11 protein-coding genes are annotated in these 14,289 nt (G+C 66.7%); 5 read left to right on the top strand and 6 right to left on the bottom strand.

Annotation, left to right across the window (positions count from 1 at the left end):
- Positions 1-59: 59 nt before the first annotated feature.
- The 3 genes from FEI13_RS06435 to FEI13_RS06425 form a co-directional block, all read right to left on the bottom strand.
- On the bottom strand, positions 60-509 hold the full coding sequence (locus FEI13_RS06435) for an NUDIX domain-containing protein (protein ID WP_138180554.1): 450 nt from the start codon (positions 507-509) through the stop codon (positions 60-62).
- A complete protein-coding gene (locus tag FEI13_RS06430; RefSeq protein ID WP_138180552.1) occupies positions 506-1,108 on the bottom strand; it encodes a pseudouridine synthase in 603 nt (200 codons plus the stop codon). Before FEI13_RS06430 ends, FEI13_RS06435 begins: the two co-directional genes overlap by 4 nt.
- Before the next feature lie 139 nt (positions 1,109-1,247).
- Positions 1,248-3,485, bottom strand: a complete 2,238-nt coding sequence (locus tag FEI13_RS06425; protein WP_138180550.1) for an NADP-dependent isocitrate dehydrogenase — start codon at positions 3,483-3,485, stop codon at positions 1,248-1,250.
- A gap of 180 nt (positions 3,486-3,665) precedes the next feature.
- On the opposite strand from FEI13_RS06425, the gene icd reads away from it, so the two are divergent.
- The 3 genes from icd (at position 3,666) to clpA (ending at position 7,934) form a co-directional block, all read left to right on the top strand.
- A complete protein-coding gene (gene icd / locus FEI13_RS06420) occupies positions 3,666-4,922 on the top strand; it encodes an NADP-dependent isocitrate dehydrogenase (protein ID WP_138180548.1) in 1,257 nt (418 codons plus the stop codon).
- A gap of 228 nt (positions 4,923-5,150) precedes the next feature.
- The gene (clpS, locus tag FEI13_RS06415) at positions 5,151-5,513 is read left to right on the top strand and encodes an ATP-dependent Clp protease adapter ClpS (protein ID WP_138180546.1); all 363 of its coding nucleotides are present in this window, start codon (positions 5,151-5,153) and stop codon (positions 5,511-5,513) included.
- 138 nt (positions 5,514-5,651) lie between these two features.
- Positions 5,652-7,934: an ATP-dependent Clp protease ATP-binding subunit ClpA gene (gene clpA / locus FEI13_RS06410; protein WP_138180544.1), complete on the top strand. Its 2,283-nt coding sequence runs from the start codon at positions 5,652-5,654 to the stop codon at positions 7,932-7,934.
- A 143-nt stretch (positions 7,935-8,077) separates the two neighbouring features.
- Here clpA and infA read toward each other — a convergent pair whose 3' ends face one another.
- The 3 genes from infA to aat form a co-directional block, all read right to left on the bottom strand.
- Complete coding sequence (gene infA, locus FEI13_RS06405; RefSeq protein ID WP_040185975.1) at positions 8,078-8,296, bottom strand: translation initiation factor IF-1; 219 nt, start codon at positions 8,294-8,296, stop codon at positions 8,078-8,080.
- Between the two features lie 135 nt (positions 8,297-8,431).
- Positions 8,432-9,172, bottom strand: coding sequence for an arginyltransferase (locus FEI13_RS06400; RefSeq protein WP_138180542.1), 741 nt, complete (start codon positions 9,170-9,172; stop codon positions 8,432-8,434).
- Between the two features lie 52 nt (positions 9,173-9,224).
- Positions 9,225-9,959: a leucyl/phenylalanyl-tRNA--protein transferase gene (aat, locus tag FEI13_RS06395; RefSeq protein ID WP_138180540.1), complete on the bottom strand. Its 735-nt coding sequence runs from the start codon at positions 9,957-9,959 to the stop codon at positions 9,225-9,227.
- A 151-nt stretch (positions 9,960-10,110) separates the two neighbouring features.
- On the opposite strand from aat, the gene FEI13_RS06390 reads away from it, so the two are divergent.
- Together FEI13_RS06390 and lolA are read left to right on the top strand one after the other, a co-directional pair.
- The gene (locus FEI13_RS06390; RefSeq protein WP_138180538.1) at positions 10,111-13,359 is read left to right on the top strand and encodes a DNA translocase FtsK; all 3,249 of its coding nucleotides are present in this window, start codon (positions 10,111-10,113) and stop codon (positions 13,357-13,359) included.
- 114 nt (positions 13,360-13,473) lie between these two features.
- Positions 13,474-14,103: an outer membrane lipoprotein periplasmic chaperone LolA gene (gene lolA, locus FEI13_RS06385; RefSeq protein ID WP_138180536.1), complete on the top strand. Its 630-nt coding sequence runs from the start codon at positions 13,474-13,476 to the stop codon at positions 14,101-14,103.
- The last annotated feature ends 186 nt before the right edge of the window (positions 14,104-14,289 follow it).

Raw genomic sequence — 14,289 nt, 5'->3', positions numbered from 1 at the left:
ACAAGGGGGGCCGTTACTTTTTACTTTCTACTTGAGCCTCGGCTTGGCCGCTTGGCCGCTCAGCGCTCATGGATCACGTCCATGGGGTAGAAGCGGCTCGCCAGGGCATCGCGGATGCGCCGCATCACCAGGGGACTTCTCAGGCGACCCTCGCGCTCCAGCGCCTCGAGCTCCTCGAGGGTCAGCCAGTGCACGGCGAGGATGGCCGGGTCCAGCTCGTTGCCGAGATGCGCCAGCGCCATGCCGAAGAAGCCGTGGCTGTGGAAGGTCAGGCCGTCGGGCGTGTGGTAGACGTACATGCCGAGGTAGTCGGTGATGCCGACCTGCCAGGCGGTCTCCTCGCGTAGCTCACGCAGGGCGGCGTCGCGGATGCGCTCGTCGGGTTCCAGGTGACCGGCGGGCTGGTTGAACAGGGTCTCGGGTCCGCCGCGGTCCTCCTCGACGATGAGGAAGCGGCCGGCGCGTTCCACCACGGTAGCCACGGTGACGAAGGGGTGCCAGCGGCTCATGGGCGTCTCCTCGGCGGGCGGCGGCGCTGGGCCGGCGGCTTGGGGGCATGCAGGGGCTCGCGGCGCCACTCCCCGGGCGCCAGGCCGTCCAGCCGCCAGGGGCCGATGGCCACGCGCACCAGGCGCAGGGTGGGGTGGCCGACGTGGGCGGTCATGCGCCGCACCTGTCGGTTACGCCCCTCGCTGATGGTCAGCTCCAGCCAGGTAGTGACGGGGTGACGCCTGGGATCCACGGGCGGGGTGCGCTCGGCCAGTTCGCTCGAGGCGAGCCGGCGGACCTTCGCCGGCCGGGTCCGGCCGTCCTTGAGGGTGACGCCGTCGCGCAGCGCCTGCAGGGCGTCCTCGTCGGGGCTGCCTTCCACCTGCACGCGATAGGTCTTGGGCTGCTTTTGACGGGGGTGGCTGATGCGGTGAATCAGCGCGCCATCGTCGCTGAGCAGTAGTAGCCCCTCGGAGTCGTAGTCCAGTCGTCCGGCGGCGTAGATGTCCGGCACCGAGATGACATCGGCCAGGGTAGCGCGGCGCTCCGCTTCATCGACACGGCGGTCGGTGAACTGGGAGAGCATGCGGTAGGGCTTGTGCAACAGGTAAAGGTTCATCGTCTTCTTCCACTATACCGAGCGCCTGACGCCAAGCAATGCCTGATGCTACAACGCAACGGCTCCCCTCCGCCAAGGGGCGGACGGGAGCCGGAGGGGCCGCCCGTGAAGGGTAACGGGTCGGCTCGGGGTGCTACCTTCAGCCCTGGGCGACCAGCGCCAGGGCCTTGTTCAGGGTCTTGCTGGGGCGCATGACGGCACGCGCCAGCTCGGGGTCTGCATGGTAGTAGCCCTTGATGTCCACCGGCTGCCCCTGCACGCCGTTCAGCTCTTCGAGAATGGTCGCCTCGTTGGCCGTCAGCGTCTCGGCCAGGCGGGTGAAGAGTGTTTTGAGTTCGGCATCCTCGTCCTGGGCCGCCAGGGCCTGGGCCCAATAGAGGGCGAGATAGAAGTGGCTGCCGCGGTTGTCCAGTTCGCCCGCCTTGCGGGAGGGCGACTTGTTGTGCTCGAGGAACTCACCGGTGGCCTTGTCCAGCGCCTCGGCCAGCAGGGTCGCGCGAGGGTTGCCGAACTGCTTGGCTAGGTGCTCCAGGGAGGCCCCCATGGCGAGGAATTCGCCGAGGCTATCCCAGCGCAGGTGGTTCTCCTCGATGAGCTGCTGGACGTGCTTGGGTGCCGAGCCGCCGGCCCCGGTCTCGAACATGCCACCACCGGCCATCAGCGGCACGATGGAGAGCATCTTGGCGCTGGTGCCCAGCTCCAGGATCGGAAACAGGTCGGTGAGGTAGTCGCGCAGGATGTTGCCGGTCACCGAGATGGTGTCGAGGCCGCGAACGACACGCTCGAGGGTGTAGCGCATGGCCCGGACCTGGGACATGATCTGGATGTCGAGGCCGTCGGTGTCGTGCTCGGCGAGGTAGGCCCTGACCTTCTTGATCAGTTCATTCTCGTGCGGACGATAGGGATCGAGCCAGAATACGGCCGGCATACCGGAGTCGCGGCAGCGCTCCACCGCCAGCTTTACCCAGTCGCGGATCGGCGCATCCTTGACCTGGCACATCCGCCAGATATCGCCCTCTTCGACGGTCTGGGAGAGCAGCACCTCGCCGGTCTCCAGGTCGGTGATGTTGGCGACACCGGCTTCCGGGGCCTCGAAGGTCTTGTCGTGGGAGCCATACTCCTCGGCCTTCTGGGCCATCAGGCCGACGTTGGGCACGGTGCCCATGGTGGCCGGGTCGAAGGCGCCATTCCACTTACAGAAGTTGATCATCTCCTGGTAGATGCGCGCGAAGGTCGACTCCGGCATCACTGCCTTGACGTCCTTGAGGCGGCCGTCGGCACCGTACATCTTGCCGCCGGCACGAATCATGGCAGGCATCGAGGCGTCCACGATCACATCGCTGGGCGAGTGGAAGTTGGTGATGCCGCGCGCCGAGTCCACCATGGCCAGTTCCGGCCGCTGATCGTGACAGGCGTGCAGGTCGCGGATGACCTCCTCGCGCTGGGTCTCGGGCAGGGTGTCGATCTTCTCGTAGAGATTCGCCATGCCGTTGTTGACGTCGACGCCCAGCTCATCGAACAGCTCGCCGTGCTTCTCGAAGGCGTCCTTGTAGAAGATCTTCACGCAGTGGCCGAACACGATGGGGTGCGAGACCTTCATCATCGTCGCCTTGACGTGCAGGGAGAACATCACGCCGGTCTGGCGCGCATCCTCGATCTCCCGCTCGTAGAACTCGAGCAGCGCCTTCTTGCTCATGAACATGCTGTCGATGACCTCGCCCTCCTGCAGCGAGATCTCGGGCTTGAGCACGCGCGCCTGGCCGCTCTTGGTGATCAGCTCCATCTTCACGTTGCGGGCGCGATCCAGGGTCATCGACTGCTCGCCGTGGTAGAAGTCGCCGCCGTGCATGTGAGAGACGTGGCTGCGCGAGGCCTGGCTCCACTCGCCCATGTGGTGCGGGTACTTGCGGGCATAGGCCTTGACGGCCTTGGGCGCACGGCGGTCGGAGTTGCCTTCACGCAGCACCGGGTTGACGGCGCTCCCTTTAACTTTGTTGTAGCGCGCCTGGATGTCTCGCTCTTCGTCGCTATTCGGCTCGTACGGGTAGTCTGGCACGGGATAGCCCTGTCCCTGCAGCTCCTTGATGGCCTCATGAAGCTGCGGCATGGACGCGCTGATGTTGGGCAGCTTGATGATGTTGGCTTCCGGCGTCTTGGCCAGGGCGCCCAGTTCGGCGAGGTGGTCCTCGACGCGCTGGTCTTCGGCCAGGTAGTCGGGAAACAGCGAGAGAATCCGTGCCGCCAGGGAGATGTCGCGAGTTTCCACGTCGATGCCGGCGGCGTCGGTGAAGGCGTCGATGATCGGTAGCAGCGAGTGGGTCGCCAGCGCAGGCGCTTCGTCGGTGAACGTGTAGATAATCTTCGGCGTTTGGGACATGGGGCGTTGATCTCTCTGGTCGCTGCGGTGGCATGGAGTGGGGGTGCCAGGCGCGGGCGACCCGGCGGATGGCGGCGAGTCTACCAAGATTGTCGACAAATGTCCCGCGAAGCTGACTCCCGGTGGAGGGGAGTGCTACACTCCGGGCTCCACTGAACAGTCCAAAAAGGGGAGTTCGCCATGGGGTTCAATAAGATCGTCGTTCCTGAGAGTGGCCAGAAGATCACCACCAACGCCGACAACACCCTGAACGTGCCGAACAATCCGATCATCCCGTACATCGAGGGTGACGGCATCGGTATCGACGTGACCCCGGCGATGATGATCGCCATCGATGCCGCCGTGCAGAAGGCCTACAACGGCGAGCGCAAGATCCACTGGATGGAAGTCTACGCCGGCGAGAAGGCCACTCACGTCTATGATGCCGACACCTGGATGCCGGAAGAGACTCTGGAGGCGGTCAAGGACTACGTGGTCTCCATCAAGGGCCCACTGACCACGCCGGTGGGGGGCGGCATTCGCTCCCTGAACGTTGCCCTGCGTCAGAAGCTCGATCTCTACGTCTGCCAGCGCCCGGTGCGGTGGTTCGAGGGCGTGCCGAGCCCGGTCAAGAAGCCCGGTGACGTCGACATGGTGATCTTCCGCGAGAACTCCGAGGACATCTACGCTGGCATCGAGTGGAAGGCCGGCACTCCGGAGGCCGACAAGGTCATCAAGTTCCTGCGCGAGGAGATGGGTGTCCAGAACATCCGCTTCCCGGAGAACTGCGGCATCGGCGTCAAGCCGGTTTCCGTCGAGGGCACCAAGCGTCTGGTGCGCCAGGCCCTGCAGTACACCATCGACAACGACCGTGAGTCGCTGACCCTGGTGCACAAGGGCAATATCATGAAGTTCACCGAGGGGTCCTTCAAGGACTGGGGCTACGAGCTCGCCAAGGAAGAGTTCGGTGCCGAGCTGCTCGACGGCGGTCCCTGGATGACCATGAAGAACCCCAAGACCGGCAAGGAAATCGTCATCAAGGACGTCATCGCTGATGCGATGCTGCAGCAGATCCTGCTGCGCCCGGCCGAGTATGACGTCATCGCCACCCTGAACCTGAACGGTGACTACATCTCCGACGCCCTGGCGGCCGAGGTGGGCGGTATCGGCATTGCGCCGGGCGCTAACATCTCCGACACGACCGCCATGTTCGAGGCTACCCACGGCACCGCGCCGAAGTACGCCGGTCAGGATAAGGTCAACCCGGGCTCGCTGATTCTCTCCGCCGAGATGATGCTGCGCCACATGGGCTGGGCCGAGGCCGCCGATCTCGTGCTCAAGGGCATGGAGAAGGCCATCTCCAAGGGCGAGGTCACCTATGACTTCCATCGCCAGATGGACAATGCCAAGCTGCTGAAGTGCTCCGAGTTCGGCCAGGCCGTCGCCGACAACATGTAATCGCGTTGCCGAGCCCGGGGCCCCCGTCCGCCGCCAGGCGGGCGGGGGTTCTTTGCGTTCGGCTGTTCCCATAACGAACCATGGTGATGAACCCTGCCGGCGCGGCGGCGTCCAAACACGGTTGAGATGATCGCCGCGCGCGGCTTGTCGAGATGGATAGTGGCTCTTATGTTCAGTAGAGACGATGAGGTGATGGGGCGAGCGTGGCTGGCCTTCCCGACGGCAGGCATGACACGACCGCCGGGACCTGAGACGCCTGGCCCACAAGGCCCCGGCAGCCCCGAGGAGGAGGACGATGGCGACCTGGCGGTGCAGCATGCCGACCCCGAAGTCGCGCGCCCTTCGATGTACAAGGTGGTGCTGCACAACGACGACTTCACGCCCATGGAGTTCGTGGTCGAGGTGCTGCAGACCTTTTTCCATATGGACAGCGAGACGGCGGTCCAGGTCATGCTGACCGTTCACACCCGCGGCAAAGCGACCTGTGGCGTCTTCACTCACGACATTGCGGAAACCAAAAGCCATCAGGTCAATCAATATGCAAGAGAGTGTCAGCATCCGCTGCTGTGCGACATCGAGGCGGTGGACTGAGCGGCATGGTCGAAGAGGGCGTATGACGGTCAAGCGTTGACGGGAGACTTGCAACGCTGCCATTTGTACCCGAATGTTGATGATGCCGGACCACGAACGATCCGACGCGAAGCCCTGAGCGGCGAGAAGGGGACTGCCATGCTGAGTAAAGAACTTGAACTGACCCTGAACACGGCCTTCACCGTGGCTCGCTCCAAGCGCCACGAGTTCATGACCGTGGAGCACCTGCTGCTGGCGCTGCTCGACAACGCCTCGGCGGCGGACGTGCTGCGCGCCTGCGGGGCCAACCTCGACAAGCTGCGGTCCGACCTGCAGGATTTCATCAATTCCACCACGCCGCTGATCCCCGAGGATCAGTCTGACCGGGAGACTCAGCCGACCCTGGGGTTCCAGCGCGTGCTGCAGCGCGCGGTCTTCCATGTCCAGTCGTCCGGCAAGAGCGAGGTCACCGGCGCCAATGTGCTGGTGGCGATCTTCTCCGAACAGGAGAGCCAGGCGGTCTACTTCCTCAAGCAGCAGAACGTGGCCCGGGTCGATGCCGTCAACTACATCGCCCATGGCATCTCCAAGGTGGCCGGGCACGGCCAGAGTCAGGCCTCGCCCTCGCCCTCGCCCGAGGCCGAGGAGGCCGAGGAAGGGGGAGCCGAGACGGGCTCCAACCCCTTGACCAGCTACGCCACCAACCTCAACGAGCAGGCAAGAATGGGCAAGATCGATCCGCTGATCGGTCGCGACCATGAGCTCGAGCGGGTGGTGCAGATCCTGGCGCGGCGACGCAAGAACAACCCGCTGTTGGTCGGCGAGGCCGGGGTCGGCAAGACCGCCATCGCCGAGGGGCTGGCCAAGCGCGTCGTCGAGGAGGACGTGCCCGAGGTGATCAGCGACGCCGTGGTCTATTCGCTGGACATGGGCGCGCTGCTGGCCGGCACCAAGTACCGCGGCGACTTCGAGAAGCGCCTGAAGAACCTGTTGGCCGAGCTGCGCAAGCAGCCCAACGCTGTCCTGTTCATCGACGAGATCCACACGGTGATCGGCGCAGGCGCCGCCTCCGGCGGGGTGATGGATGCCTCCAACCTGCTTAAGCCGCTGCTCTCCTCGGGCGAGCTGCGCTGCATCGGCTCCACCACCTTCCAAGAGTATCGCGGTATCTTCGAAAAGGATCGGGCCCTGGCGCGGCGCTTCCAGAAGGTCGACGTGATGGCGCCCTCGGTGGAGGACACCACCCGCATCCTCAAGGGGCTGCGCTCTCGCTTCGAGGAGCATCACCAGTTGAAGTACACCGACGCGGCCCTGGAGAGTGCGTCACGGCTGTCGGATCGCTACATCAACGACCGGCACCTGCCCGACAAGGCGATCGACGTGATCGACGAGGCCGGCGCCCACCAGCGGCTTCTGCCGCCGGAGGTGCGCGTGGATACCATCGACGTCGACCAGGTCGAGGCGGTGGTGGCCTCCATCGCGCGGATCCCGCCGAAGAGCGTCTCCAGCTCCGATCGCAAGCTGCTGGCCAACATCGACCGCGATCTCAAGATGCTGGTGTTCGGCCAGGACGAGGCCATCGACAGCCTCGCCGCGGCGATCAAGCTGTCGCGGGCCGGCCTCAAGGCGCCGGACAAGCCGGTGGGCAGCTTCCTGTTCGCCGGCCCGACCGGTGTGGGCAAGACCGAGGTGGCCCGGCAGCTCTCCCATATCATGGGCATTGAGCTGGTGCGCTTCGACATGTCCGAGTACATGGAGCGTCACACCGTGTCGCGGCTGATCGGCGCGCCTCCCGGCTACGTCGGGTACGACCAGGGCGGGCTGCTGACCGAGGCGATCACCAAGCAGCCCCACTGCGTGCTGCTGCTCGACGAGATCGAGAAGGCGCATCCCGAGGTCTTCAACCTGCTGCTGCAGGTCATGGACCATGGCCGCTTGACCGACAACAATGGCCGCGAGGCGGACTTCCGCCACGTGATCCTGATCATGACCTCCAACGCCGGGGTCGAGCAGGCCACACGGCGCTCCATCGGCTTCCAGACCCAGGACCACTCCACGGATGCCATGGAGGTGATCCGCAAGACCTTCTCGCCGGAGTTCCGCAACCGCCTGGACGGCATCATCCAGTTCCATGCCCTGCCCACCTCGGTGGTGCGCAACGTGGTGGACAAGTTCCTGGTGGAGCTGCAGGCGCAACTCGATGAGAAGCGTGTCCAGCTGGACGTGGACGATGCGGCGCGGGAGTGGCTGGCCGAGAAGGGCTACGACCCCGATATGGGGGCACGCCCGATGGCTCGTCTGATTCAGGAGAAACTCAAGAAACCGTTGGCCGAGCTGATCCTGTTCGGGGAGCTCGCCGAGCACGGCGGCGTGGTGCACGTCAGCGTGGAAGACGGCGAGCTGCACCTGGCCACGGAGTCTGAGCTTGCCGACGCGCCCTGACGGGAGTTCGGTCGGCTAATCCAGCACAGCGCCCTGTCTTCGGACGGGGCGTTGTTCGTTCGGGCGTGATGCGGGAGGAGGTGGCGGACGCGGAGGCGGCCGGCACTCGAGCGGCGTCCGGGCCCTGGTGGCCCGATCGGCGCTCAGCGGGCGCGGTAGACGATGCGGCCCTTGGACAGGTCGTAGGGGGTCAGCTCGACCTTGACCTTGTCGCCGGTGAGGATGCGGATGTAGTGCTTGCGCATCTTGCCAGAGATATGGGCGGTCACCACGTGGCCGTTCTCGAGCTCGACGCGGAACATGGTGTTGGGAAGGGTATCGACGACGACGCCTTCCATTTCGATATGGTCTTCACGTGCCATATAGGCGGTTCCTCGCTGATGATGACAAAAAACAGGCGGCGCGATGTCGCGGCTGGTCCACCCGTGCCGACAGGATAGCGCGATATTGTGCCGCATGCCGCTCTTCATGGCAAAGGAACCCTGGCTTGCCTGCGCCTATCGCGTCGTGATCAGGCGTCGCCAGTGGCGACCGTCGAGCATCTCCAGCGGCTGGAAGGCCTGCTTGTAACTCATCTTGCGACACTCGCGGATCCAGTAGCCGAGATAGACATGCGGGAGTCCCTGATCGAGGGCGCGCCGCACCAGCCACAGCACGGCCAGGGTGCCCAGGGAGCGGCGCTCCAGCTCGGGCGCGGGATCGAAGAAGGTGTAGATGGCCGAGAGGCCATGCTCGAGCTGATCGAAGGCCGAGACGGCCACCAGTCGACCGTCGAGGCGAAACTCCAGCAGCCGGGCATAGGGTTGATCGAGGGTCAGGAAGGTGCGGTACTGCTCGTGGCTCGGCGGGTACATGTCGCCATCGGCGTGGCGGGTCCTGACGTAGTGCGCATAGAGGGCATAGTGCTCGGCATCGAAGAGGGCGGGGCGCACGTGCAGGCTGAGATCGGCATTGCGGTTCATCAGCTTGCGCTGGGTCCGGTTCGGCGAGAACGCCTCCACCGGGATGCGCACCGAGATGCAGGCGCTGCAGGCATCGCAGTGCGGACGGTAGAGGTGGCGGCCGCTGCGACGAAAGCCGAGCAGTGCCAGGGCATCGTACACGCCCTGGCCCGGTGCCTCCTGGGGATCGAGAAACAGCGTGGTCGCCTCACGCCCTGCCAGGTAGCTGCAGGCGTGGGGCACGGTCAGGAAGAAGCGCAGATCCCTGACCGGCTGTCGGGGGGCGTTGCTGCTCAAGGCTGCCATCTCCTCTACTTCATGCTCCGGCTCCGGGGAGTCCCCGGCCCGGTCATCCTGCGGTGCCGATCGTATCGAAGGTCCAGGTGGGGGCCGGCACGTTCGTGGCCGCTTTCCGGCGGCCATGCACGGGGTCACCCAGGCACTGATCAAGATAGTCGATGAACTCGCGGCGGGCGATGTCCCGGGCGCCCAGGCTTGCCAGATGGTCGGTATGCATCTGGCAGTCGATCAGCCGACCGTCGCCAGCGGCCATGGCGCGGGCCAGCTGCACCAGGGCGACTTTGGAGGCGTCCGGTACCCGGGAGAACATCGATTCGCCGAAGAACACCGGTCCCAGCGCGATGCCGTAGAGGCCGCCGACCAGGGCGTCGTCGCGCCATACTTCCACCGAGTGGGCCGCCCCCAGCGCGTGAAGTTGCCCGTAGGCCGTGCGCATCTCGTCGGTGATCCAGGTGCCTGGCTGGCCGTTGCGCGGGGCCGAGCAGGCCGTCACCACCGCCTCGAAGGCGCGGTTAGCGGTGATGGTGAAGCCGGCGTTGCGCAGCCGTTTGGCGAGGCTTCGCCTGACGCGGATCTCGCCGGGCACTAGCACCATGCGGGGGTCCGGGCTCCACCACAGGATCGGCTGATCGTCGCCGAACCAGGGGAAGATGCCGTGGCGATAGGCGGCCAGCAGCCAGGCCGGGGTCAAGGCGCCGCCCGCGGCCAGCAGGCCGTCGGGGTCGCGCAGCGCGGACTCGACAGGGGGGAAATGGACGGCATGGGCGGGTAGCCACGGCAGCATGGGGCCTCTTCCTCGTTGGCGGCTCGCCCAGTCTGCCGCGCCGGGGGGCAGGGCTCAAGGTGCGCGGGCCCCTGTGATGGTGAGCGCTTGCTCGGTATGATTGTCGCATGACATCCGCAATACGCCATATGGGCGCAAGGGAGGTGGCCGCTTGAGTGTCAAGAAAAGGTCCTCGTCGCGTCGGGCGACGGCGGCGAATGCCAGGGCGACGGCCAAGCGCTTTGGCTTGCGGCTGCAGGGGGCGACTCGCGAGGGCGTGGTGATCCTGCTGTTGGCCGCCTGCGTGTTCCTGCTGCTGGCGCTCTACAGCTTTCGTGGGGACGATCCCGGCTGGTCGAGCAGCGGCCCGGAAACCGAGGTTGCCAACTGGATGGGCGCCATCGGCGCCTGGCTCGCCGACGTGCTCTATTCGCTGTTTGGCGTGAGCGCCTTGTGGTGGCCCGGCATGCTCGGGTTCGCCGCCTGGTGGCTGATCCGTTCACGGCAGGTGCGTTTCGAGTGGGACCCCACCGCCCTGGCGGTGCGCTGCGGGGGGCTGTTGCTGTTGTTGCTGGGCACCACCACCCTGGGCGCGCTGCACTTCTATCGCCCCGAAGGCCCCTTGCCCTACTCGACGGGCGGGATCCTCGGGGAGGGGCTGGTCGGTGCGCTGCTGCCGCTGGTGGGGTCGGGCGGCACCGGCCTGCTCTCGGTGGCGGCCATGCTCTGCGGCTTTCCCCTGTTTACCGGTCTCTCCTGGTTGACGGTGATGGACGAGCTGGGCGGTCGCAGCCTGCTGGGGTGGCGCTGGGTGGTCGATCGGTTCGGGCTGTCGCGGGAACGACGCGCCGAGCGAAGCGACCTCGACCAGCAGGCGCGCGAGACGAAGCCTGCGGACTCCGGCGAGACCGAGGAGCGGCCATCCTGGTGGCGGCGGCTGGTCGGTGGCCGGCGTCGCGATGCCGAGCCGGCCCTGGCGACCGATCAGGGCGGGCGTCGCGCCCCCGGCTTCGGCGACGACGGCGAGACCGATATCCCCTGGGAGGTACCCGCGCGCACGCCGTCGGCCAAACGCCCCGAGGCCGCCTACGCGGCGCGCATGGCCCAGGAGCCGCGGGTCGACGTCACGCCTCCCGAGGCGCCGCGCCGCGAGACGCCGGCCTCGCGGGCCTCCGCCGAAAGCGTGGCACCCGAGCGCTCTCGCGGCGAGCCCGCCGCCGAGGCGCCAAGCGCGCCGCGTCGGCCGGAGACGATCCCCGAGCCGGTGCTGCCCGATGACGACGAGGTGATGCCGGCCTGGCAGGGGCCGGCCCTGCGGGCACAGCGTGACGAGGATCGCCTGGACGCCCCGCGCGAGGCGTCCGTCGATGCCCGGGGCAACGCTCAGGACGACGTCCGGGAGGTCACTCGGCACGACGCCGAAGACATCGAGGAGCCGCCCGTCGCGCGTGCCTCCTCGGGGGCCTCGCCGCATTCGCCCGCTCGCGAGCCCCGGCGAAACGAGTCACGGCGGTACGAGCCGCGGCTCGCCGACTGGCAGGGTGAGGACGCTGAGCTCGACGAGGAGGCCTCGGAGCCGTTCCTTGCTTCTCCTGCGGTTCGTGAACTTCCCGAGACGGTTCGTGAAGCTCCCGAGGCGGCACGCGACGCCCTTCGAGCGAACCGCGAAGAGCCGTATGTCCCCGCCGAGACGCCGGCTCGGTGGGATCCCGGCATGGCGCCTCCCGAGCCCGCCGAGGAAGAGGATGAGCCGGTCGTGGGCGTCCTCGCGCCTGGCGCGCATGACGACGCGCCCCGCGTGGCGAGCGCCGAACAGGGGCGCGAGGCTGCCGACGAGCCCGAGGGTCCGGCGCTATGGACCGTGGAGCATCTGCAGAGTCAGCGGCCGATGTTCGACGATCTGCCGGAGCCCGATGGCGAGCTGCCGAGCATGCGCCTGCTGACGCCGCCGGAGCCCCAGCAGCGCAACTACACGGAGCAGCAGCTCGCCGAGATGGCCGAGCTGCTCGAGACGCGGCTGCGCGAATATGGGGTCCGGGCCGAGGTGGTCGACACCTGGCCGGGGCCGGTGATCACGCGCTTCGAGATCAAGCCGGCCGCCGGGGTGAAGGTCTCCAAGATCAGCAACCTGGCCAAGGACCTGGCGCGCTCGCTGATGGTCAAGAGCGTGCGGGTGGTGGAGGTGATCCCGGGTCGCCCCACCGTGGGCATCGAGATCCCCAATCCGCACCGGGCGATGATCCGCCTGCGTGAGGTGATCGATTCCGATCGCTACCAGCACGAGGCCTCGGCGCTGACCCTGGCCCTGGGCCAGGACATCGGTGGCGGCCCGGTGGTGGCTAACCTGGGCAAGATGCCCCACTTGCTGGTGGCCGGGACCACCGGCTCGGGTAAGTCGGTGGGGGTCAACGCCATGCTGATCTCCATGCTGCTCAAGGCGACGCCCGATGAGGTGCGCATGATCATGGTCGACCCCAAGATGCTGGAGCTTTCGGTCTACGATGGCATCCCGCACCTGCTGGCGCCGGTGGTCACCGACATGAAGGAGGCGGCCAACGCCCTGCGCTGGTGCGTGGCCGAGATGGAGCGCCGCTACAAGCTGATGGCGTCCATGGGCGTGCGCAACATCGCCGGCTTCAACGCCAAGCTCGACGAGGCCGAGCGGGCTGGCGCCCAGGTGGCCGACCCGCTGTGGGAGCCCCAGCCCTGGGAGATGCACCAGGCGCCGCCGGTGCTCGAGAAGCTGCCCTATATCGTGGTGGTGATCGACGAGTTCGCCGACATGTTCATGATCGTCGGCAAGAAGGTCGAGGAGCTGATCGCCCGCCTGGCCCAGAAGGCCCGTGCCGCTGGTATCCATCTGATTCTCGCCACCCAGCGCCCGTCGGTGGACGTGGTGACTGGCCTGATCAAGGCCAATATCCCCACCCGCATGGCCTTCCAGGTCTCCTCGCGGGTCGATTCGCGCACCATCCTCGACCAGGGCGGCGCCGAGAACCTGCTGGGGCACGGCGACATGCTCTACCTGCCCGCCGGCTCCGGCATGCCGACCCGCGTGCACGGCGCTTTCGTCGACGACGACGAGGTGCACCGGGTGGTCGAGGACTGGAAGCGCCGCGGCGAGCCGGAATACATCGACGAGATCCTCTCCGGGGGCGTTTCCGCCGAGGCCCTGGCCGGGTTGGAAGCCGAGGGGGGCGGTGGCGACAGCGACGCCGAGCAGGATGCGCTCTACGACGAGGCGGTGGCCTTCGTCACCGAGAGCCGGCGCGCCTCCATCTCGGCGGTCCAGCGTCGCTTCAAGATCGGCTACAACCGCGCCGCACGGCTGGTCGAGTCGATGGAGATGGCCGGCGTGGTCTCCACCATGGGCACCAACGGTGCCCGCGAGGTGCTGGCGCCGCCCCCGGTGAACGACTGACGCGCCGCAATCATGCACCAATGATGGAAGCCCCGGCGGGGGTGCAACCCGTCGGGGCCTCTAGGGTCCGAATGGCAGGATGTCATGATGGACCCGTCCAGGGAGACAGAGACGATGAGCATCAAGAAGACCCTCGCCGCGCTGACCATGTCGCTTGCCGTGCCGATGTCGGCGCTGGCCAGTGAAGGCGCCGATCGCCTGGCGGCGATTCTCGAACCGCTGCAGACCTACGCGGCCGATTTCGAGCAGCAGATCCTCGACGGTAGCGGCCAGCGCCTGCAGGAGGCGCGTGGGCGCATGTGGCTGTCGCGTCCTGGCAAGTTCCGCTGGGAGGTCGAAGCGCCCTACGAGCAGCTGGTGGTCTCCGGTGGCGAGGAGGTCATCCTCTACGACCCCGACCTCGAGCAGGCCACGGTGCAGCCGCTCGATCAGCGCGTGACTCACACCCCGGCCCTGCTGCTCTCCGGTAGCGCCGACGAGCTGACCGACAGCTACGAGGTCACCCGTCAGCAGCAGGGGGCCAGCGAGACCTTCATCCTGGTGCCGAAGGATCCCGACACCCTGTTCGAGGAGCTGAAGATGACCTTCCGCGGCGAGGCGCTGGCCATGCTGCAGATGACCGACAGCACCGGGCAGCGCACCGCCATCGGCTTCGATAACGTGCGCATGAACGAGCGGCTGGAGCCCGGTCGTTTCGACTTCGCCATCCCCGACGGCACCGATGTGATCCGGGATAGCCAGTAAGCCGGAAGAGCGGCGCTTCGCGCCTGGAAGCCTGAAGCTTGAAGAGAACACCCCCGTAGCGATGCTGTGGGGGTGTTTGCGTTGCGCGTGGAGAGAAGCTCATCCTGTGTTCGAGCTTCGAGCTTCGAGCTTCGAGCTTCGAGCTTCGAGCTTCGAGCTTCGAGCTTCGAGCTTCGAGCTTCGAGC

It is taken from the genome of Halomonas urmiana, from assembly GCF_005780185.1.
Lineage (GTDB): Bacteria > Pseudomonadota > Gammaproteobacteria > Pseudomonadales > Halomonadaceae > Halomonas > Halomonas urmiana.
This window is presented reverse-complemented; position numbering and strand designations above follow the sequence as displayed.

Coding starts and splice junctions, on each gene's coding strand:
- FEI13_RS06435 (WP_138180554.1), bottom strand. CDS start 509: ATGAGCCGCTGGCACCCCTTCGTCACCGTGGCTACCGTGGTGGAACGC.
- FEI13_RS06430 (WP_138180552.1), bottom strand. CDS start 1,108: ATGAACCTTTACCTGTTGCACAAGCCCTACCGCATGCTCTCCCAGTTC.
- FEI13_RS06425 (WP_138180550.1), bottom strand. CDS start 3,485: ATGTCCCAAACGCCGAAGATTATCTACACGTTCACCGACGAAGCGCCT.
- icd (WP_138180548.1), top strand. CDS start 3,666: ATGGGGTTCAATAAGATCGTCGTTCCTGAGAGTGGCCAGAAGATCACC.
- clpS (WP_138180546.1), top strand. CDS start 5,151: ATGACACGACCGCCGGGACCTGAGACGCCTGGCCCACAAGGCCCCGGC.
- clpA (WP_138180544.1), top strand. CDS start 5,652: ATGCTGAGTAAAGAACTTGAACTGACCCTGAACACGGCCTTCACCGTG.
- infA (WP_040185975.1), bottom strand. CDS start 8,296: ATGGCACGTGAAGACCATATCGAAATGGAAGGCGTCGTCGTCGATACC.
- aat (WP_138180540.1), bottom strand. CDS start 9,959: ATGCTGCCGTGGCTACCCGCCCATGCCGTCCATTTCCCCCCTGTCGAG.
- lolA (WP_138180536.1), top strand. CDS start 13,474: ATGAGCATCAAGAAGACCCTCGCCGCGCTGACCATGTCGCTTGCCGTG.